This window comes from Coleofasciculus sp. B1-GNL1-01 (assembly GCF_040220235.1).
In the GTDB taxonomy this organism is placed as follows: domain Bacteria; phylum Cyanobacteriota; class Cyanobacteriia; order Cyanobacteriales; family Coleofasciculaceae; genus Coleofasciculus.
The window spans coordinates 26,051-45,204 of the sequence record NZ_JAVJTO010000089.1; the positions used below are offsets into that span (position 1 = coordinate 26,051).

General features: G+C 44.2%; 15 protein-coding genes. 5 read left to right on the forward strand and 10 right to left on the reverse strand.

Features of this window, described 5'->3' with window-relative positions; translation table 11 throughout:
• Positions 1-114 precede the first annotated feature (114 nt).
• On the reverse strand, positions 115-1,815 hold the full coding sequence (crtO, locus tag RID53_RS22140; protein WP_446390157.1) for a beta-carotene ketolase CrtO: 1,701 nt from the start codon (positions 1,813-1,815) through the stop codon (positions 115-117).
• Between the two features lie 239 nt (positions 1,816-2,054).
• On the opposite strand from crtO, the gene RID53_RS22145 reads away from it, so the two are divergent.
• Entirely contained in the window at positions 2,055-3,446 is a 1,392-nt protein-coding gene (locus tag RID53_RS22145) for a cytochrome P450 (RefSeq protein WP_446390158.1), read from the forward strand.
• A 73-nt stretch (positions 3,447-3,519) separates the two neighbouring features.
• Here RID53_RS22145 and RID53_RS22150 read toward each other — a convergent pair whose 3' ends face one another.
• Complete coding sequence (locus RID53_RS22150; protein ID WP_446390159.1) at positions 3,520-4,506, reverse strand: sulfotransferase family protein; 987 nt, start codon at positions 4,504-4,506, stop codon at positions 3,520-3,522.
• Positions 4,507-4,522: 16 nt separating this feature from the next.
• A complete protein-coding gene (locus tag RID53_RS22155; RefSeq protein WP_446390160.1) occupies positions 4,523-5,803 on the reverse strand; it encodes a glycosyltransferase in 1,281 nt (426 codons plus the stop codon).
• Positions 5,804-5,910: 107 nt separating this feature from the next.
• On the opposite strand from RID53_RS22155, the gene RID53_RS22160 reads away from it, so the two are divergent.
• Positions 5,911-6,963: a GHMP family kinase ATP-binding protein gene (locus RID53_RS22160; protein ID WP_446390161.1), complete on the forward strand. Its 1,053-nt coding sequence runs from the start codon at positions 5,911-5,913 to the stop codon at positions 6,961-6,963.
• 309 nt (positions 6,964-7,272) lie between these two features.
• Here RID53_RS22160 and RID53_RS22165 read toward each other — a convergent pair whose 3' ends face one another.
• Both RID53_RS22165 and RID53_RS22170 read right to left on the reverse strand, forming a co-directional pair.
• Positions 7,273-8,187, reverse strand: a complete 915-nt coding sequence (locus tag RID53_RS22165) for a glycine betaine ABC transporter substrate-binding protein (RefSeq protein WP_446390162.1) — start codon at positions 8,185-8,187, stop codon at positions 7,273-7,275.
• Between the two features lie 99 nt (positions 8,188-8,286).
• Complete coding sequence (locus RID53_RS22170; RefSeq protein ID WP_446390163.1) at positions 8,287-9,993, reverse strand: ABC transporter permease; 1,707 nt, start codon at positions 9,991-9,993, stop codon at positions 8,287-8,289.
• Positions 9,994-10,295: 302 nt separating this feature from the next.
• On the opposite strand from RID53_RS22170, the gene leuB reads away from it, so the two are divergent.
• Complete coding sequence (gene leuB / locus RID53_RS22175; RefSeq protein WP_446390164.1) at positions 10,296-11,387, forward strand: 3-isopropylmalate dehydrogenase; 1,092 nt, start codon at positions 10,296-10,298, stop codon at positions 11,385-11,387.
• 89 nt (positions 11,388-11,476) lie between these two features.
• Entirely contained in the window at positions 11,477-11,743 is a 267-nt protein-coding gene (locus tag RID53_RS22180) for a hypothetical protein (protein WP_446390165.1), read from the forward strand.
• Between the two features lie 45 nt (positions 11,744-11,788).
• Here RID53_RS22180 and cbiE read toward each other — a convergent pair whose 3' ends face one another.
• The 5 genes from cbiE to RID53_RS22205 all read right to left on the reverse strand — a co-directional run bounded on the left by cbiE (position 11,789) and on the right by RID53_RS22205 (position 17,977).
• Positions 11,789-13,063, reverse strand: coding sequence for a precorrin-6y C5,15-methyltransferase (decarboxylating) subunit CbiE (gene cbiE, locus RID53_RS22185; protein ID WP_446390166.1), 1,275 nt, complete (start codon positions 13,061-13,063; stop codon positions 11,789-11,791).
• A gap of 107 nt (positions 13,064-13,170) precedes the next feature.
• A complete protein-coding gene (locus RID53_RS22190; protein ID WP_446390167.1) occupies positions 13,171-13,782 on the reverse strand; it encodes a cobalt-precorrin-8X methylmutase in 612 nt (203 codons plus the stop codon).
• A 151-nt stretch (positions 13,783-13,933) separates the two neighbouring features.
• Complete coding sequence (locus RID53_RS22195) at positions 13,934-14,791, reverse strand: NAD-dependent epimerase/dehydratase family protein (RefSeq protein ID WP_446390168.1); 858 nt, start codon at positions 14,789-14,791, stop codon at positions 13,934-13,936.
• 221 nt (positions 14,792-15,012) lie between these two features.
• The gene (locus RID53_RS22200; protein ID WP_446390169.1) at positions 15,013-16,983 is read right to left on the reverse strand and encodes an AAA family ATPase; all 1,971 of its coding nucleotides are present in this window, start codon (positions 16,981-16,983) and stop codon (positions 15,013-15,015) included.
• A 205-nt stretch (positions 16,984-17,188) separates the two neighbouring features.
• Positions 17,189-17,977, reverse strand: coding sequence for a DUF1868 domain-containing protein (locus RID53_RS22205; protein WP_446390170.1), 789 nt, complete (start codon positions 17,975-17,977; stop codon positions 17,189-17,191).
• 33 nt (positions 17,978-18,010) lie between these two features.
• Between RID53_RS22205 and holA the strand changes: the two genes are divergently transcribed.
• Positions 18,011-18,991 (forward strand): DNA polymerase III subunit delta, encoded by a 981-nt coding sequence (gene holA, locus RID53_RS22210; RefSeq protein ID WP_446390171.1) that lies wholly within the window; start codon positions 18,011-18,013, stop codon positions 18,989-18,991.
• The last annotated feature ends 163 nt before the right edge of the window (positions 18,992-19,154 follow it).

The following is a 19,154-nucleotide window of genomic DNA, read 5'->3' on the forward strand; positions in this document are numbered from 1 at the left end:
GAATTAAATCACTGCGGGAGTAAGGTTTACACCAAATGTTTAAGCTAAGCCGTTTGCGTTGGGTTTCGTTCCTCAACCCAACCTACTCTGGTTAACATTTACCCAATCACGGCTTTATTGGGAAAGTTTAGAAACATACTCAAATCGGGATTTAAGCCAGTTTCCGGCTTCTTTGACGTTCTGGCTGAAGGGCTGCTGGGTGTTGAGAAATACACGAGCGCAATTACGTCCGGGTAGACCAGAAATTGAGCCACCAGGGTGGGTTCCCGCCCCCGTTAGGAATAATCCATCAATGGGGGTTTGATAATTGGCAATTTCGGGTAGAGGGCGGAAAAAGATCATCTGTTCTAGGGTCATATCAATGTGATAATGATTACCTTTGTAAACCCCGAGGCGATCGCTTAAATCAGCCGGACTCTCAACGCGACGGGCAATGACGGCATCTTTGACGTTTGGCGCATACTCTGCCAGTTTGTCTATGATCCGATCCGCTACTTGGTTCTTTCGCTCCTCTGTCCACCCTGTACCAAACAAACCCGTCCCCTCAGCGCCACGAATTTGATAGGGGGCATAAAACTCAATCCATAGCGTATGTTTACCCTCTGGCGCCATGGAGGGATCGAGGACGGTTGGCACAGCCACCCACAACGAGATATCCTGATCCGGAATCTGTCCCATGATCGGCAAATTATGAGCTGCTTCTACCTGGTTGATCGAGTCGGCAATTAGCACTGACCCCATTAGATATTCATCTTTATGGTCATACGCTTCAAAACGGGGTGCTTCTGAGAGGGCGCAGTCGATCTTCAAAATACCATCATTACTATTGACAATCCGACGCTTGATCCGCTCGTTTAACTGAGGCGCGATCGCTTGGGCATCGGCTGGGTCAATAAGCTGAAGAAAGAGACGCTGGGCGTCAATGCTGGAGATAATCCCCTTCGTCGCCCGATACTCCTGACCCCCGGCAACCCGAACGGCTTCGGCTCGTCCATTGTTGCCCATGAGAATCTGCTCAACATGCTGATCACATAAGATAGTGCCTCCATGATGGTTCACCAGCTTAATCAACGCTTGGACTAAGGCACCCGTACCCCCACGAGGTCTGGCGGTACCAGGGTCATGGCGGAGTGCCATCATGATCGCACCAATCGCGATCGTTTTCTCCGCCGGAGAAGCCCCCAGTTCAGAGGCAAGTCTAGCTAAGGGGGCTTTGACAAATTCGCAGTCAAACCACTCATTTAATGAATCCTTAGGACTTGTCAGCATAGTACGGAGCAAGTCCAGGCTTTTATCCACGCCTCCTAGCAATGAAAGCATGTCTTGCAGGTTATGCAACCCATAGTTCCCTAAAATGTCAATAATCGATTTAGGGGGGGCGTTGAATATAGGAGTAATGGCTTGAATCAGGCGATGCCAAAAGTCCATATACTCTCGATACTTCTGGGCATCACGCTGGCTATAGCGAGCGATTTCGGCACAAGTCTTTTCAACGGAGCGATGAGCTAAGAAATACTTGCCATCAGGATGAGGACAGAAAATAGTGGGATCGCAGTATAGATACTCAAGTCCAAACTTGGTTAACTCGAGTTCTTCAACAACTGGTCCTAGGTGAATAAATTCGTGATCGATCGCACAAAGGTTAAAGTAGAAGCCCGGAGCTTCTTCTGGCATGGCTTCCTCTGTTGTAGCGGCTCCACCTACGACAGAACGCTTTTCGAGTAGCAAAACGCTGTAACCTGACTTGAGCAAATAACCTGCACAAACTAAACCATTATGACCCGCACCGATGATGATGACATCATAAGTTTCCATAAGGTAGTAGGGATTGATATTTTCCAGATAGTAATGAATCTGAAGGATTTGTTGAATCTACCCTAAGGAGTAAGTTACTTAAACAAAGGATTCTGACTTATGCAAGCGTGGGATATAGGTTAAATGTATGTTCGGCTTTATTGTGCTGATCATCGTACAAATGCAATAATTGCTTAAAACTAGGCGTTAATGAGTTATGTCTGCCTCATAACGCCATTACTCCCTTAATAAACCATTAAATGCCTACACTGAAACTGCCTGATAATCCTCCGACTCGACCCTTGCTGCATCAGATCCAGTGGCTGACTCAACCCCTAGAGGTGCTGGAAACCTACGCTCAACAGTATGGTGATATTTTCACTTTTCCAATTGGCATAGGCAGTAAGCCAACTGTATTAATTAGCAACCCTCAAGGGATTCAGGAGATTTTTAGCGCCAGTCCAAACCAGTTAGACTCTGGTGAAGCAGCGGGTATTAAACTCCCTTTGCTGGGACAGCAGTCATTGATCGCCCTCTCAGGAAAGCGCCACCAACGACAGCGAAAGCTTTTGACTCCCCCTTTTCATGGAGAACGGATGTTAGCTTATGGTCAACTTATCCATGACATTATTCTTGAAGTGACGTCACGGTGGAAAATTGGCGAACCCTTTTCAGTACGTTCGTCCATGCAGGAGATATCCTTCGAGGTCATTTTAAAAGCTGTTTTTGGTTTAGAGGAAGGTTCCCGTTACGCACAGTTAAAAGAACTCCTTACTGCAAGACTGAATCCCAAGCTCCCTCTTTTACAAGCTGCCACACTTCTTTTCCCAGCACTGCAACAGGATTTAGGTCCTTGGAGTCCATGGGGACACTTCCTACGCCAACGGCAGCAAATCGATGAACTCATCTACGCCGAAATCGCAGAACGTCGCCAGCAATTAGATCTATCTCGGACTGATATTTTGTCTTTAATGATGTCGGCTCGTGATGAAGGGGGTGAGGCGATGAGCGATGTAGAATTACGTGATGAGTTAATTACTCTGTTGGTAGCAGGTCACGAAACTACTGCCACTTCATTAGCATGGGCATTTTACTGGATTCATTATCTACCAGAGGTACGCCAGAAACTACTACAAGAGTTAGACTCCTTGGGTGGAAATTCAGATCCTAATACCATTTTCCGATTGCCTTATTTGAATGCCGTATGTCAAGAAACACTGCGTATTTATCCCGTAACGCTGTTTGCTTTCCCGCGAGTGGTCAAATCCTCACTACAAATTATGGGTTACCAGTTTGAACCAGGTATGATAGTCTCTCCCTGTATTTATCTAACTCATCATCGCGAAGATTTATACCCTGAACCCAAGCAGTTTAAACCAGAACGCTTTCTAGAACGTCAATTTTTACCCTATGAGTATTTACCCTTTGGAGGTGGGAACCGTCGCTGTCTTGGTATGGCATTTGCCCTGTTTGAAATGAAGCTAGTTTTGGCTAAAGTACTTGCTCATTGGCACATGGAACTGGTGGGAAGTAAACCTGTACAACCAGTACGCAAAGGTCTTTTAATGACACCTGAAAAAGGGGTTCCTATGGTAATAAAGGGTAAGCGATTTAATCAACGCATTCTCAAAATGGCTTCTAATTCCGCTTAAACTCATCCTGCTATTGATTATTGTTTACCTCCAGCAAGAAAAAACTTACATCTCTTTTCAACAATCAGGGTGGTCAAACACCACCCTCAGTATCGTACCCATGGTATGATAAGTATGGTTTAAGCTCCTGGCAAATATGTTTGTACTTTCTTTGCACCTCTGGTAGCAAGTTAACGGAACGTGGTTCGATCAGAGTTTCATAAGCTAAATCAGCTTTTGACTGTAGTCCTAGAAATTGCAAAATACTGAAAATAGTTGCCTTAGGATGATGACAAATATCTTCATACTTGACAGATACATAATCTGTATTAGGCAATAAATCAACATTTTGTAAGAAGTAGGTTGTGGATTGAACAGACTGCTGAATGACTCGACGTAATCCCAAATTGAAGTAAGATGAGTATAAAGCCTGATAAAAAAAGCGTTGCACAGGTTTTTCAAATATCTGTGTATACATTTGCGATAGCAGTGCAACATAAGGGTTTTTAGCAGCTAATATAGAGCGTGTAGCTTTCAGTTTTGAATTAATAACGTGAAGTGGGTGTCGATGAATGAAGATAAACTTAGATTTTGGAAAAACTTTTTTAACATATATAAAATGAGGAAAGCACCAAGGATTTTTAACTAATAATGGTCTATCTAGATTGGAAATAAATTGAATTTTTTTACATAGCTCTATAAACAAAAATAAATTCTCAGAATTCAGGTAAAATTCATAGCCTCTATTTTTAAGAATAAATCCATATTCTTCTGGCAAATCTGGAGTTGCTTCCACGTTATCAATAATACGATTATTTATGTTCAGGGATCGTAAAAGTTGATCTAACTCTTTAATCACCTTATTTTCAGTTTTATTTAGATAGTTTGATAAAATCTCTTTATACTTTATAATATGGTAGGCTTTGACAAAGTTGAAGCACTGCGTTGCTACTAATAATTTGTACAACAAGGTTGTTCCTGAGCGATGATCTCCCATAATAAAAATAGGACTGATATCGATGTTTGGAAGCAAGTTTAAGTAGAATTCATCAGTGGTTTTATTAATTTCTATAGATTCCATGTTTTTTATACGTTGATTATTTTTTTGAAGCTAAGACTGGCTTCCCAGTAGATACAACCTGTTCAATAATATCAGCCGCTCGATTCACTCCTCCAGCCCGATGAATTGCTTCTTGTAACCGTACTGCATTTTGTTGGTAAGAATCTTCCCTCAATACCTTTTCAATTGCACCTCGCAGCCAGAAAACACTTAAGTTGGCTAGGGGAACAAACTCGCCCGTACCTGTCCAAGCAATACGTGCTGCCACACCAGGTTGATCATTAGCAATCGGAATCGCTACCATTGGCACACCATTGCTCAAGGATTCCAGAGTAGTATTCATACCTGCATGAGTAATAGTCAAAGTCGCTTTTTGCAACAATTCCAATTGGGGTGCATAGCCAACAACTAACGGCGAACCGGGTAATTCTGGTAGAGATTCTGGACTCGCAGAACCACCCAGAGAGATTATCAATTGAGCATCTAATCCGACACAAGCTTCCGCAATTTGGTGAAAAACATGCATCAAGCGGTTTTGGAGAGTTCCCATTGAGGCATAAATTAGAGGTTTCCCAGTTAGCTTTTCAAAAGGGAAAGGAGCGGGTTCTCGGCTGGCGGGATTATGATAAGGTCCTGTGAAATGAAAACACTCAGGTAAATGCTGCCTGGGAAATTCCAACTCAGCAGGCTGTTGACTCAGTTGAGCCAGTTGGGAGTAAGCATCACCGTAGCTAGAATTAACGGGCAAATTCCACTTTTGGCGGTACTCTGCAACTACGTTTTGGATAGGTCGCCCAAGCCTATCCAGTAACTTGTAACCCAATCGGTTTCGCAGACGCGCCCACCAAACCGGACTATAGCGCCAGTCAGAGAAAAAGGGAGGAAGATTGTAGTCTCGATTTAACATTAAGGCACAGCAGACAGTCACAAAGGGAATGTCCAATAATTCAGCAACTGTTCGTCCTCCGGGTGAAACTTGATCGACTAGCAGCGCCTCCACACCAGCCGCTTTGATAGCATCCGGAGCTTCTCGGAAAAACATTGCTGTCCGTTTAGCTATCCAATTGATGGTGTATTGCAAGGCGGGGCGACCATTGAGTTTACCTAATTGGGCAAACAATTCAGCATTTGCCCCAAGAGGGTACTCAGATTCACCAATTGCCCAAAAATCCAGTCCTGCTGCCACAGTTTTGGGCTGAGCATCGAGTATTCCAAATAGGGTAACACGATGACCACGCTTGTTTAGCTCGTATCCTAACGTGGTCATCGGGTTGAGGTGACCTGCTGAAGCAGGACAGATGATGCCAAAGTGGGTCATATCAGTTTGAGATTGTAAATGGGATGATCTCCAGAGCGATCGCGCCAAAGTGTTAATCTCCAGAGTACTCTAGTTAATAGCGATCGCGATAATTATAGGGGACAGGAATGGAACTGTTTGTGCCAGGTCGCCTTTGTCTGTTTGGTGAGCATAGCGATTGGGCGGGAGGCTACCGCCGCCTGAATCCTCAGCTTGAAAAAGGCTACACCATTATCACAGGTACCAACCAGGGACTCTATGCCAACGTCAAGCCCCACCCTACTCATTTCATTCTTCACGCTTCCCTGAGTGATGGTATTCGTCCAGAACCCATTCAGTTGCCCATGGAACGCTCTGTTCTCCTGGCTGAAGCCCAAAAGGGAGGGTTTTGCAGTTATGCGGCTGGCGTCGCCTATCATTTTCTCACTTACTTCCAAGTAGATGGCGTAGAAATCGATAACTATCGCACTGATTTACCCATACAGAAAGGATTATCATCCAGTGCCGCTATTTGCGTTTTAGTCGCACGCGCTTTTAATCGCTTGTATGACCTAAAAATGAATCGGCGAGGCGAAATGGAATATGCTTATCTGGGCGAGACAACCACACCCTCTCGCTGTGGACGTATGGATCAAGCCTGCGCTTATGGGAATCAACCCATCGCCATGATTTTTGATGGTGCATCGGCAGATATTATTGAGCTAAACGTTGCCAAAGATTTGTTTTTTGTCATTGTTGATCTGGGCGCGAGTAAAAATACCCAAGAAATCCTCAGCCGCCTGAATCAGTGTTATCCCTTTGGTACTGATAACGTGCAGAAGAATGTACAGCACTATCTCGGCACTATTAGTTATCAAATTACTCAAGAAGCGGTTGAAGCACTGCAAGCGGGAGATGCTCAAAAGTTGGGTCAGTTGATGACCCAGGCACAAGCTGAATTTGATCGCTATCTCATCCCCGCTTGTTCCCAACAATTGACGGCTCCCGTTTTGCACCAACTGCTCAATTATGAGCCGATTCAACCTTATATTTTAGGGGGGAAGGGTGTAGGTTCTCAAGGCGATGGCACTGCCCAATTTATTGTAAAAAATAAAACCAGTCAACAAAAAGTTATCCGAATTATCAAGCGAGACTTTCCCAAAATGCATCCCTTGACGCTAACTATTCATGCTAACTCTTAATAGTTTTGACTATTCCGACTACGGAAAAGGGTTAAAACTTACAACAAAAATAATATAACTATGTCAATTATAACTCGGTTAACCTGCCCAAATTATTTCATAATAGTCGTCTTAGTTTTACCGACTTTAAGCTGTTCGGCATTTAAGCATTAATTAATGTCAATAATTGCGAAATCCTTGCCGTAGTGCGAGCATCTTGCTCGCTAGGGGGAACTTCAGTTTAACCTTGAGGTTGGCAGTCAAATCCCTGTTCCCTGTTCTCTCCCCTCACCCCAATACTGATTCAGCAACCCTTAACTAGAGTTCACCCTAGTTATTAGATTCCAGGAATCCTTGTTCAATAAGGAACTCTTTAGCTACCTCACCCGGTTCCCGTTGTTTCCCAGTTACCTGGTAATTGAGACGTTGCATTGCCTCATCTGTAATTGTTGCCGAAAGCTCATTGAGTATCGTGGCAATTTCTGGGTTTTCTTCTAGGACATCCTGACGCACAACGGGCGCAACTTCATAAGGAGGAAAGAAATTTTTGTCATCTTTAATTCTGACCAAATTCAGAGCGCTGACTTCTCCATCTGTGGCAAAGCCAACGGCAATATCAGCTTGATCTTGAGCCAAGGCTTGATATCTCAATGCGGCATTCACGGCTTTATACTCTGCTAATTTAAAATCACCGTATACTTGCTTCAGCCCAGATAATCCATCAGGACGCCCCTGGAACTCATAGGTGCCAACCATCTTCAGTTCATTAGCTTGAGGCACTATATCAGAAATCGTTTCAATTCCATACTCTTGGGCATCCTCTGGCGTCATAAACAGCGTGTATGTATTATTCATGGGGGCGGGTTCCAGCCACTCTAAATTAAACTGTTCCGCATACTCCTGGGAAACGATTTCATAGACTTCTTGGGAATCGCTATTCCGGGGACGCTTCAAAATTGTGATCAATCCAGTCCCTGTATATTCTGGATATAAATCAATTTCTCCCGATTTGAGACTCTCGTGAGTCACCTGAGTCCCCCCTAGGTTGAGTTTGCGTTCTACGGGAAAGCCTTCCTCTTCTAATACCAGCGCATACATTTCTCCTAAGATAAATTGTTCAGCAAAATCTTTTGAGCCAACTCGAATCGCTCCTGATTCTGCACTATCACCACCGCAACTGCTAAGGGTTGCGATCGCGAAAAGAGTTAGTAATGGTAGAATTACCAATTGACGGATTTTTTGCATTATGCAGGTTTTCTGGGTTTCCTTCCAAGAGTCTAGCCAACACAATTCTAGCTGTAGAGACGCGCCATGGCGCGTCTCTACAGTACAATGAGGATTCGATTACTGAATCTCTAAGGGCATCCGCCCAGACAGTAAGGCTTTGGTCGAAGACTCACCTGCTTTTTTCAACTGTCGCGTTAGTTGAAGATTCAACAGGACTAATGCTAGGGATTGACCAACGAGGGCGAATAATACGGAGGTTCCCGCCGCATATTGGATGCTAGCCCAAGGAAACGCCGAAAACAGCCATACCCCAGGTTCTACTAATGGGGACATGGACAACACTTCCAGAATAATCGGCGGTAAGATAATCAGTCCACCAACCACCGTTGCAGCCCAAACCGCCCGCTTCGGTGTTTTCATCAACAGCATAAGCTGTCCAATTGAAGCATAGAAAACGATGAGACTGACCGTAATCAACACACCCAAAATCGCGGGTGTCTTGTAGTCATTGGGCGACCATAGCAGAATCCATGGCAGTAAAATAGCAGACGCGATCGCTAAATTCAAGAAAATCGCCACAGGAGCAGGACTGGTTTTGCCCCAGATTAAGTCTGCCATAATTCCAGCCTTGCGGGACGAGCGTTTGGCATGGCGGTAACGCGCCCAATCTTGCATCGTTTGACGATGGGGACTCAACGCTGCAATTAACCCTAAAAACAGGATCAAGTTAAACATTAGCAGGATTTCCAGATTCTCAAACAATCCTTCAGCATAACTTTTCCATTCATGTACCTGAGGATTTAGGGCAAATCCGAGAATCATCACTTCAAAGCAAGCCGTTAACCGATAACTTTGTCGCTTACTCAGTAAGGTAGCCGTAGGGTTGTGAAAATTTCGATTTAACCCCTGCCAAATCCAGTAACTCCATAAACCCGCATTGAGAATAGCAAATCCTGCCATCATCCAGATTGTCTTTCCAAGGGGGAGATAAAACCAAAGCAAGTCCCAAAAATCACCGTTTGGATACGTATTAACGACATCTAGAGAACTCGAATCAATCAGGTACGGTAACAAAATTGCCGGATTAAATAAGGTCAGCCAATCGGTAGGATAATCAGTCATACCCCCATCAATAACGCTGGTGCTAATCGATAGGAATAGGAGAATTGCCCCACCGCCCAACCAAGCTTGAAAACCGCCCAACCAATTACCGACTAAGCCAAAAAGTAACGCCCCACTGAAAAAGAATAGGCAACTAGCACCTAGAACCGTGTAGAAAGCTAAAATCTGACTCAAACCAATGTGACCTGCCATACCCGCCACCAGATGCAAGGGCAAGGCGAGGGCGGCGACTAGATAAAGTAACAGGGGGACTCCCAATAATTTGCCGCCTAAAATACTCAGCGTTGAACCCGGAGTCAGCCGTATAAAATTCAGAGTACCCCGACGTTCTTCCTGAGACAAATCACTAATCAGCATATAAGTGCCGACGACTAATAGGGCAAAAATACCGATTAGGCTGAGTCCCAAAAATACATCCTGCCACCAGAGTGACCAATTGATCACAAATCCACCCAAACCATCGGATAGACAGGCGGGAATCGTAGAGTATTCCTCAGTTGAACCTGTACAATAACGGTTGTAAACCATCATGGTCTCTTTAGCCACGGGTAATTGACCCGCGAAAGCCATCAGCAGCAGTAACTGTCCCAGGAAAGACATGGCGACGGCAATTAAAATATTGCGAGGTTTAAGCCGTCCTTTGATTTCCCGAAACAACTGGGGATTCAATTCACCCAGTTGGTTAACTAAATTCAGTGCCATCGTAATCTCAGTCTCCGTAGGTAAAAGCTTATAGTGTTCTAACTCGATAAGTTTTGTGCGTTCTCCAGTTCGTTCCCGATGAGCGAATCCTCAAAAACTCATCACTACAATTCGTTCTTCTCCTCCTCACCAATCACCTCTTCCCCAATCCCCAATCCCCATTTTCCCGGCAAAATTCAAAAATTGAAACATTGATTCCGGTCAGGGGGGTCAATTAGCCGTTATCATAAGAGACTGCCTGGTCAGTCATAAGGTTCAGGTGTCCACGTTTTGATATTGTCCCCAAGATTACACGATAAGTTATGGCACAGCAGCACTACCGCATTACCCTTTTGCCAGGTGATGGCATCGGTCCAGAAATTATGGCAGTCGCGGTAGATGTGTTAAACGTGATTGGCGCACAGTTCGACCTGAGCTTTGAATTCACTGAAGCCTTAATTGGAGGGGCGGCAATTGATGCTACCGGGGAACCCCTACCAACTGACACCCTGGAAAAATGCCGCCATAGCGACGCTGTTTTACTGGCGGCTATCGGTGGTTATCAATGGGATAACCTGCCGCGCCATCAACGCCCAGAAACAGGTTTGTTGGGATTACGAGCAGGATTGGGTTTATTTGCCAATTTACGACCTGCCACCATATTACCCCAACTCATTGATGCCTCAACCTTAAAACGGGAGGTGGTTGACGGAGTGGATATTATGGTGGTGCGAGAATTGACAGGCGGGGTTTATTTCGGTCAGCCCAAGGGTATCTTTACCACTGAAACCGGGGAAAAGCGGGGGGTGAATACAATGGCGTATACCGAAGCCGAAATTGACCGGATTGGACGAGTGGCATTTGAAACCGCTCGCAAACGCCAGGGTAAACTCTGTTCGGTTGATAAAGCTAATGTTCTGGAGGTATCTCAATTATGGCGCGATCGCATGACTCAATTAGCGGCTGAGTATCCGGATGTGGAGTTATCTCATCTGTATGTTGACAATGCTGCCATGCAGTTAGTCAGGGCACCTAAGCAGTTTGATACGATTGTCACGGGCAATTTATTCGGAGATGTGCTTTCTGATGCGGCGGCGATGCTCACCGGGAGTATTGGCATGTTACCCTCTGCCAGTTTAGGGGAAAAAGGACCTGGCGTTTTTGAACCCGTTCACGGTTCCGCGCCGGATATTGCTGGACAAAATAAGGCAAATCCCTTGGCTCAAGTCTTGAGTGCCGCTATGATGCTACGCTATGGGTTGAATCAACCAACGGCGGCTGACCAAATTGAGCAAGCCGTTTTTAAAGTTTTAGAGAAAGGTAACCGTACAGGGGATATTATGTCAGCAGGAATGACGCTTGTCGGTTGCCAGGAGATGGGAAATGCTTTGATTGAGATTCTCAAACAGCCATAAGTTAAATCAACTAGGAGCGCAGCGACTCGCTCCACAGCGAAACGTCCGACAAGAATCATGGTGGTGAATTAAACAATAGGGTTAGGCGGGTGGTATACACATCACAGCAATGGCAAGAAGAGTATCAAGACACTCGAACCGGGTTACCGATGTTGTTAGACCCGGGTCTTCTCAGAGCCGCTCGGCAGATATACCATACCTATTATGAAGTCCATCCCCACCTAACCCAACGTCCCATGGGTGTGGCAATTGACCGCTTTACCTATCGTGGCAAGTTGATTTTTCGGGCGAAACCAATTCTTTTACCTCAAGAGTGTTTTGTACCATTGAGTCAGCTTGAGGCGGAAATTTATTAGTCATTGGTCATTTGTCATTGGTCATTTGAGCCGAAAAACCCGCCCCTACAATTTACTTATTTTATCCGGTGGAATGGCTCGAATAATTGTCACTGGATTTAGGGGGGTAAAACGGGTGAGTTGGGCGACGGGAATGGAACGGGAAAGCTGAACTTGTAACAATCGATACGTCCAACCGCGATCGCTAAACCAGTTGACTGCCTGATTCAGGTGTTCTAAGGTGGCTAAGGCTAACACGATTATGCCATTATCTCCTAATTGTGCCTGAGTTCGTTCTAAAATCGTTAATAAATTCCCGCCACTTCCGCCAATAAACACCCGTTGGGGGGTGGGCAGTTGAGATAATATATCCGGTGCTGTACCATAAATAGAGGTAACATTCGTAACCTGTAAACGGCGGCAATTTTGTTCAATTAAAGCCGTTCCCATTGCCGTTTTTTCAATCGCATAGACTTGAGACGTCGGCGATAATCGGGCAATTTCAATGGAGACAGAACCTGTTCCCGCACCAATATCCCAGATAATTTGTTCCGGTTGTAGGGATAGTTCCGCTAAAATCAGAGTACGGATTTCCCGCTTGGTGATTAAACCGGGGCGATCGCGAAAACTGGCAAAACTGTGATCCGATAGCCCTAAAATGGGTAATGTGGCGACATCTAGAGGAGTATCACTAGGTTCAGACTGACGTAGGAGAATCACTACATTCAGCGGCGCGATCGCTTCTAAGTGTACAGCATCCACAGGCAAACATCGCACCCGTTCATCGGTTCCACCTAAATTTTCACATAGCCAAAACTGGTACTCACAGGGTAAATCCAGATCAAGTAACAGATTTGCGATCGCACTCGGCGTATTTATTTTATCTGTCAGTACGGCAATTTTGTCGGTTCCCTGTTGTAATACTTGGGTTAATCGTTCTAAGGAACGTCCGTGACTACTAATTGTCACCGCATCTTGCCAAGGAACTTTCACCCGACTAAACGCTAATTGTACCGCACTGACATGGGGATGAAACGTGAGATGTTCTCGTGGCAATTCAGCTAATAACAAACGTCCCAAGCCAAAAAACAAAGGATCGCCACTCACTAACACGATAATACAGCAATTTGGCTCATTCTCAGTCAACTGGCGACGAATCTGGCGGATCACCTGCGTCAAATCGCCCAAAACCAGGCGGGGGGCGGGATGATCAGGGAAGTAACTCAGGACGCGATCGCTCCCGACTAACAGCGTCGCCCGTTCTACTAATTGTCGCACGGATTCTGTCAGTCCCGCCGCACCATCTAAACCGATTCCGACTACATGAATGTCATTTGTCATGGGTTATTTGTTATTAATATTTTATGGTGTTCGTAGTAGGCACTTTAATGCCAGAAACGCTAAAGCGCTTACTACAAGCGCTTACTACAAATGCTTATAAGTTAAGTTCACGAATTTTCCCAGGCTAAGACTATTAAAGCATTAAGAATCGCCGCCGCGACAGGGGAACCCCCTTTGCGTCTATTAATCCGAATTTGTGGAACTAGAGTTTTTGCTAAAGTCTCTTTAGCTTCTACGACAGAAATAAATCCCACAGGTGCGCCAATAACCAAAGCTGGTTTTACTAAAGCTTGTTGGAATTCAGCACATAATGCTAAGAGTGCAGTCGGCGCATTACCAAACACATAAATGGCTTCCGGAAACTGACGATAACAACTTAATAAACCCGTTTCTGTGCGAGTTTTCCCAGGAAGCGCCACCGATGCTTGTTCAACCGCCGCCATTACCGGATTCCCAAACGTCTTACTCACCATTCCCGTAATTCCCTGTTTAACCATACCCACATCAGTAATAATCGGGACTTTATTCTGGATGGCTGCAATTCCGGATGTAATTGCTTCTGGACTAAAATTAATCAGTTTAGCCAATTCAAAATCAGCGGTACTGTGAATCACCCGTCGAACAATCGCATATTCATCAGGCGTAAACGTATGTTCGCCAATTTCTTGGTCAATGATAGCGAAACTTTGCTCTAATATTGGATGATTTAGCGGATTCATAAGTAGGTGGACAAAATTAAGGTTGACAGTTGAGATCAGGGAATAGAGAACAGGTAACAGGTAACAGTAAGAGTTGGAGGGCGATTTACTTACACTTAATACAGTGTTATTTTCTTTTGTTCGACTTGCTTATGACCGCACAAATTCTAAATCAGACAATCGTCTGGGGATGAATCAACGTGTAACCTGCTGCTTTAATCTTCTGATTGCTGAGCTGGGCATTAAGAGGACGAAAACTGGGTTGAGAAGCATCCCAAACAATTCTCTCTAAACCTTGCTTGTCGCAAACATAATCGCATAAGTCTCGGTAAGTCCAGCGTAAATCATTAACCAGATTATAAATACCATTGAGTCTATGCTGATGGGCGAAATCCACCGCTCCAACAATATCATCCAAATGAATCCAAAAACCTACATTTTCACCACTTCCAGGTAAACTTTTTCCCGCCAGACGGCTTAACCGTTTCATTAGTTCTCTACCCGAACCATAGATTCCACCCAAGCGTAGGATACAAACACTTAAGTCTTCACGGACAGAACTTAACAAAATCTGCTCGGCTTCACCCAGCACTTGATTATACTTATTATCTATATCTATCCTGGAATTCTCATCAACCCACTCACCATTTTTGTTACCGTATAGCGAACAGCTACTCAGGTAAATTAACTGCTTAACACTAGACGTCTCCTTCAATGCGGCTACCACATTTTTCGCTGTGGGAATGTAGGTTTCCCGATATACCTCTGCATCCACCTGGCGAGTACTGATTGGAGCAAGACTCAGAAGACAAGTGTTCTGATTTTGTACCACAGACTGTACAGCATTAGCATCATTCCCTGTCATAATCACTACCTGTGCGGCTACTTCCTCAAGTTCGGTGACGCGCTCTTTCCTAGTCGTCGTTACTGTAACGAAGTGACCCTGTTTTTGCCAATAACAAGCTACAGCCTTTCCCACATAGCCACAACCGATAATCGCCACGTTCTCACAGACCTTTTCGACAATCAATGTAACCCTCCTATTTGGTAATCGCAACTATTTTAGTAATACTATATCCTACCATCCCCCACTTATAACCCACGCCAAACCCTCTGCGTACCTCTGCGCTTACCTCTGCGCTTACCTCTGCGTTAAAACGATTCAATACTGAGATCAAACCGCTCAATCAAAACTGTACCAACAGAGTGAGATAATGCATGACAGATTATTTATTACAAATCCATTAAAATTTACATCTGAGCAATATTCCCTTCAACCACCCCCTGTAAAAACTCAGCCAGTTCAGTCATTTGTTCAGGTTCGTATCCCAGTAACCATTCTGTCAGCTTGAGAGAATGCCGAGTTTTCCGAAATTCTATTCGATTTTCAGATAACTCCGAAAACAAATCATTGAGCAGCTTGGCTGCATTAATATTCTGGTCAACCCAATCTGAATCCTTTAGCTTGTCTTCCTGAAACTCTTTCGAGTCAAAGTAACGCTTCTTAGATTTCTTATCAGCCATTTTTTGCTCAACATCTGCCTCAGAGACTTTGGCTGCATCAACTTCTTCGGGTGTAAGATTTTCACAGCCTTCATACTCATCATTGATAATAGTAGTGATTGCTTGTGGGTGCAGCAGATAATTTTCATACATACAGCGAGGGAGAAAGAACAAATTAGGACGTTCCCTTTCCAGCTTGGCAATTTCCGCATTTGACCTATTCTCTCGATCAAATAAAAACCGCATCTGATCCGGGAATAAACTGATCCGACTACTCAGGCGATCGTAGATGTAAAATATATTGTCAGCCGCTTTAGTGGATTTCTGCTGAAAATCTCCAACCTTTCTAACTCTGAGGATTTGCAGTTCTCTTAAAGAAGATGTTGTCGCTAATTTCTCTAGAATCATCGGAAAACAGTTTTCCTCCGTTTCCCCTTCCACCCAGAGAATATTATCCATCCCGAAAATATCGGATAACCTAACGCCTAAGTCAGTTAATAGAGAACGCTGTTCCTTAATATCGTCTAAATTCATCACCTCGGCTTTGCTTTCCCCCTCCTCATATCGCAGCTTCACAATAGTAGAAGGATTCGCCGCCGCTATAATCATCGGTGAGTGAGTGGCGATAAAATATTGATGCTGCGGAAACTCTTTGAGAATCTCGATTAGTTTCTTGGCTGCGCCTGGATGTAGGAAGGATTGGGGTTCATCAATTATAATAGTTCGCGGTTCTTGGGAGGTAATAACGACGTAGAGAATTGCTAATACCTGACCAATTCCAGTACCGCAAGCTGAAAGAGGAATCGCTAAATCTTCTCTATCATTTTCAGCAGCATCTTTCGACCATACTAAAACTTCTATTGCAGAAGAGGAAAGCACAGGTCTTTCTTTGATCTTTATATTATGAACAGAAACACACTGAATCTCCGGAAAAATTCTTGAGACATATTCGTTAAACTGATCAAATATTTTTCGATTTCCTCGCTCCTCTAGTTTATTGATAACTTCAGGAAGATTAGATGCATCAGCTCGAAGATATCTGCTACTTCCAGAATCACATATTGATCGAGTAGGACGTTCAGCATGAAAACGATATATACGGTATTTAAATTTATTAAATATCGTAACCCAAATAGATTGTTCATCTCCCTCAAGAGTTATTTCATCGCCAACCTTTAATTTATTGTCTCCTCGCAACTCAAAAGAAATTATTTTGGCTTTATGCTTTATCCCAACTCTACTATTCCAATTGTTGTCTGTAACATGGTAAAGCTTGATAGTAGGATTTAGACAAGAGATTTGTATATCATCATCTTCAATATATGAATTTTCGGCTTGGGAAACTTGAAGATAAATGTCTTGAAGACTGTATAGCCATTCTTGAAAAAAATCAACGAATTCTTTTAATTTTTGATGATTGTGCGGCAATATCCCAAAGGAATTCTCAGGTAATTTATTTATGAAATCAATAAATTCCGCCTTGGGTAAAGTTACTATAACTTCCGCCCTCGATTCATCATCTAATCGTGAATCCGAATTGGGTAAAGTTCTCAAACTCCGATGCGGCACATTCTCAAAATTCAGCGTCAGCGCCTCCAACAGCGCCGTCTTCCCCGAATTATTCTGTCCGACAATAATATTGATACCGGGCGCAAACTCCAACCAACCCGAATCCCGAAACGACTTATAATTATACAATCGAAACTTAGCCAGAAACATCCTACCATCTCCTACTCACAACTAACGCAAAACCCTCTGCGAACCTCTGCGCTTTCCTCTGCGTCCCTCTGCGTTAAAAACGATTCAATCCTGAGACAAAACCATTCACACCGCAACTACACAAATCCCATCTTCAACAACCTAACAAAGGGCAGGTTTAAAACTTATCAACGTAAACATTCCCCCCACCCCACCCTACACTAACTTAAAACTCAACAACCGGAAAATCGGATTCGCGATAGAAATGAGTCATATTATCAAACTTCCGCAACTCAGCCCGCTTAACCAAAAATAAATTATCCTCCTTCCCTAACCATTCCTCATTCAAATCCGATAACATACTACTGATGCGATCGCGCTCAAGCTGTGCTGGAATTTCCCCGAAGTATCCTAACGTAATATGCGCCGTAAAATGGTACTGCTGCTCAACCCCCAAACCAATTAATCCCGGATTTTGATAAAGACAACGCCGGAACTCAACCACTCGTTGATAAGACTCCTCCTCTTTTGGCACCAAACAAACCCCAATTGCACGGGGCATAACAATCACGCCGAAAAACTGCCAATATATAGGATAAGAATTCCTATATAACTCCTGATATTGCCCAAAACTCTCTCGAATACGTCCCTGAAGTTGCGGTTCAAACTCTGGATTATCCTGCACCGCATCCCGATAATTATTCTCCCAAATTAAATCCGCCAGCGTGAAATGAAAACTCTCAGGCGGAAGCGATATCATGAAACTGGGTGGCAATTCTTGCTCTAATATCCGTTGTAACTCCTGTAAACTCCCGTAAAACGCCTCATTCTCCGACTCATCCTCCCACGGTGGCGTCATCACCGTGTATCCTGGAAAATTAACCGCCTTGGTTGTGCCATCAGTCAGATGCTCAAACTTCGGTGACTCCTGGATATTGGGTAATTGGGAGTGATAACTATCGGGTACAGTCATCCTCGCTACCCGATTGACATAGGTTGGATAAGTATCATCCACGTTGAATTTCCTCCGAATACGCTAAACATCCTTATGCCAATTTATCTTTATTGGGGAGACAATGACTTTTCCCTTACCCAAGCCGTCAACGAACTACGCCAGTCTGTCCTCGATCCCAACTGGCTGAGTTTTAACTATGATAAAATTCCCCCAGACCAACCCGACGCCGTGATTCAAGGACTCAATCAGGCGATGACTCCCCCCTTTGGGATGGGAGGGCGATTCGTCTGGCTAGTTGATACCAGCGTTTGCCAAACCTGTTCCGAAAATGTTCTGGCTGAACTTCAGCGCACGCTTCCCGCTATTCCGCCAGAATCTATATTACTCCTCACCACTCATACTCGCCCCGATGGGCGACTCAAATCCACCAAACTGCTGCAAAAACACGCCAAAATCAAAGAATTTCCCCTAATTCCTCCCTGGAAAACCGAAGAATTAGTTCAACAGGTTAAATCCTACGCCCAAACCACAGGTGTCAAACTTACACCCCTAGCGGCTGAACTCCTGGCTGATGCAGTGGGTAACAATACCCGCCAACTTGCCAACGAACTTGATAAATTACGCCTTTACGCAGGCGATGAAACAACTAGCTTAGATGAACGCGCTGTTTCTGCATTAGTCACGACCACAACTCACAATAGTCTACAATTAGCCGGGAGTATTCTCAAAGGCGATACTCATAAAGCATTAGGATTGATTGCTGACTTAATCAACAACAACGAACACCCATTACGAATTGTCGCCACCCTTGTGGGACAATTTCGCACTTGGTTATGGGTGAAATTAATGATAAGTGAGGGGGAAAAGGATATAAAAGTTATTGCTAACGCCGCCGAAGTTGGTAACCCTAAGCGTATTTACTTCTTGAAGAAAGATGTGCAACACCTCAGCCTGGATCAATTAATGGCAACGTTACGAGTTTTATTAGAGTTAGAGGTTAGCCTAAAACGAGGTGCTGACGGACTCTCCACTCTGCAAACTCAAGTGATTAAACTGTGTCAAATTTGTCGTTAATTCGTCTTATGTCAGGGAATAGGCAACAGGCAATAGGCAATAGGCAATAGGCAATAGGCAATAGGCAATAGGCAATAGGCAATAGGCAATAGGCAATAGGCAATAGGCAATAGGCAATAGGCAATAGGCAATAGGCAATAGGCAATAGGCAATAGGCAATAGG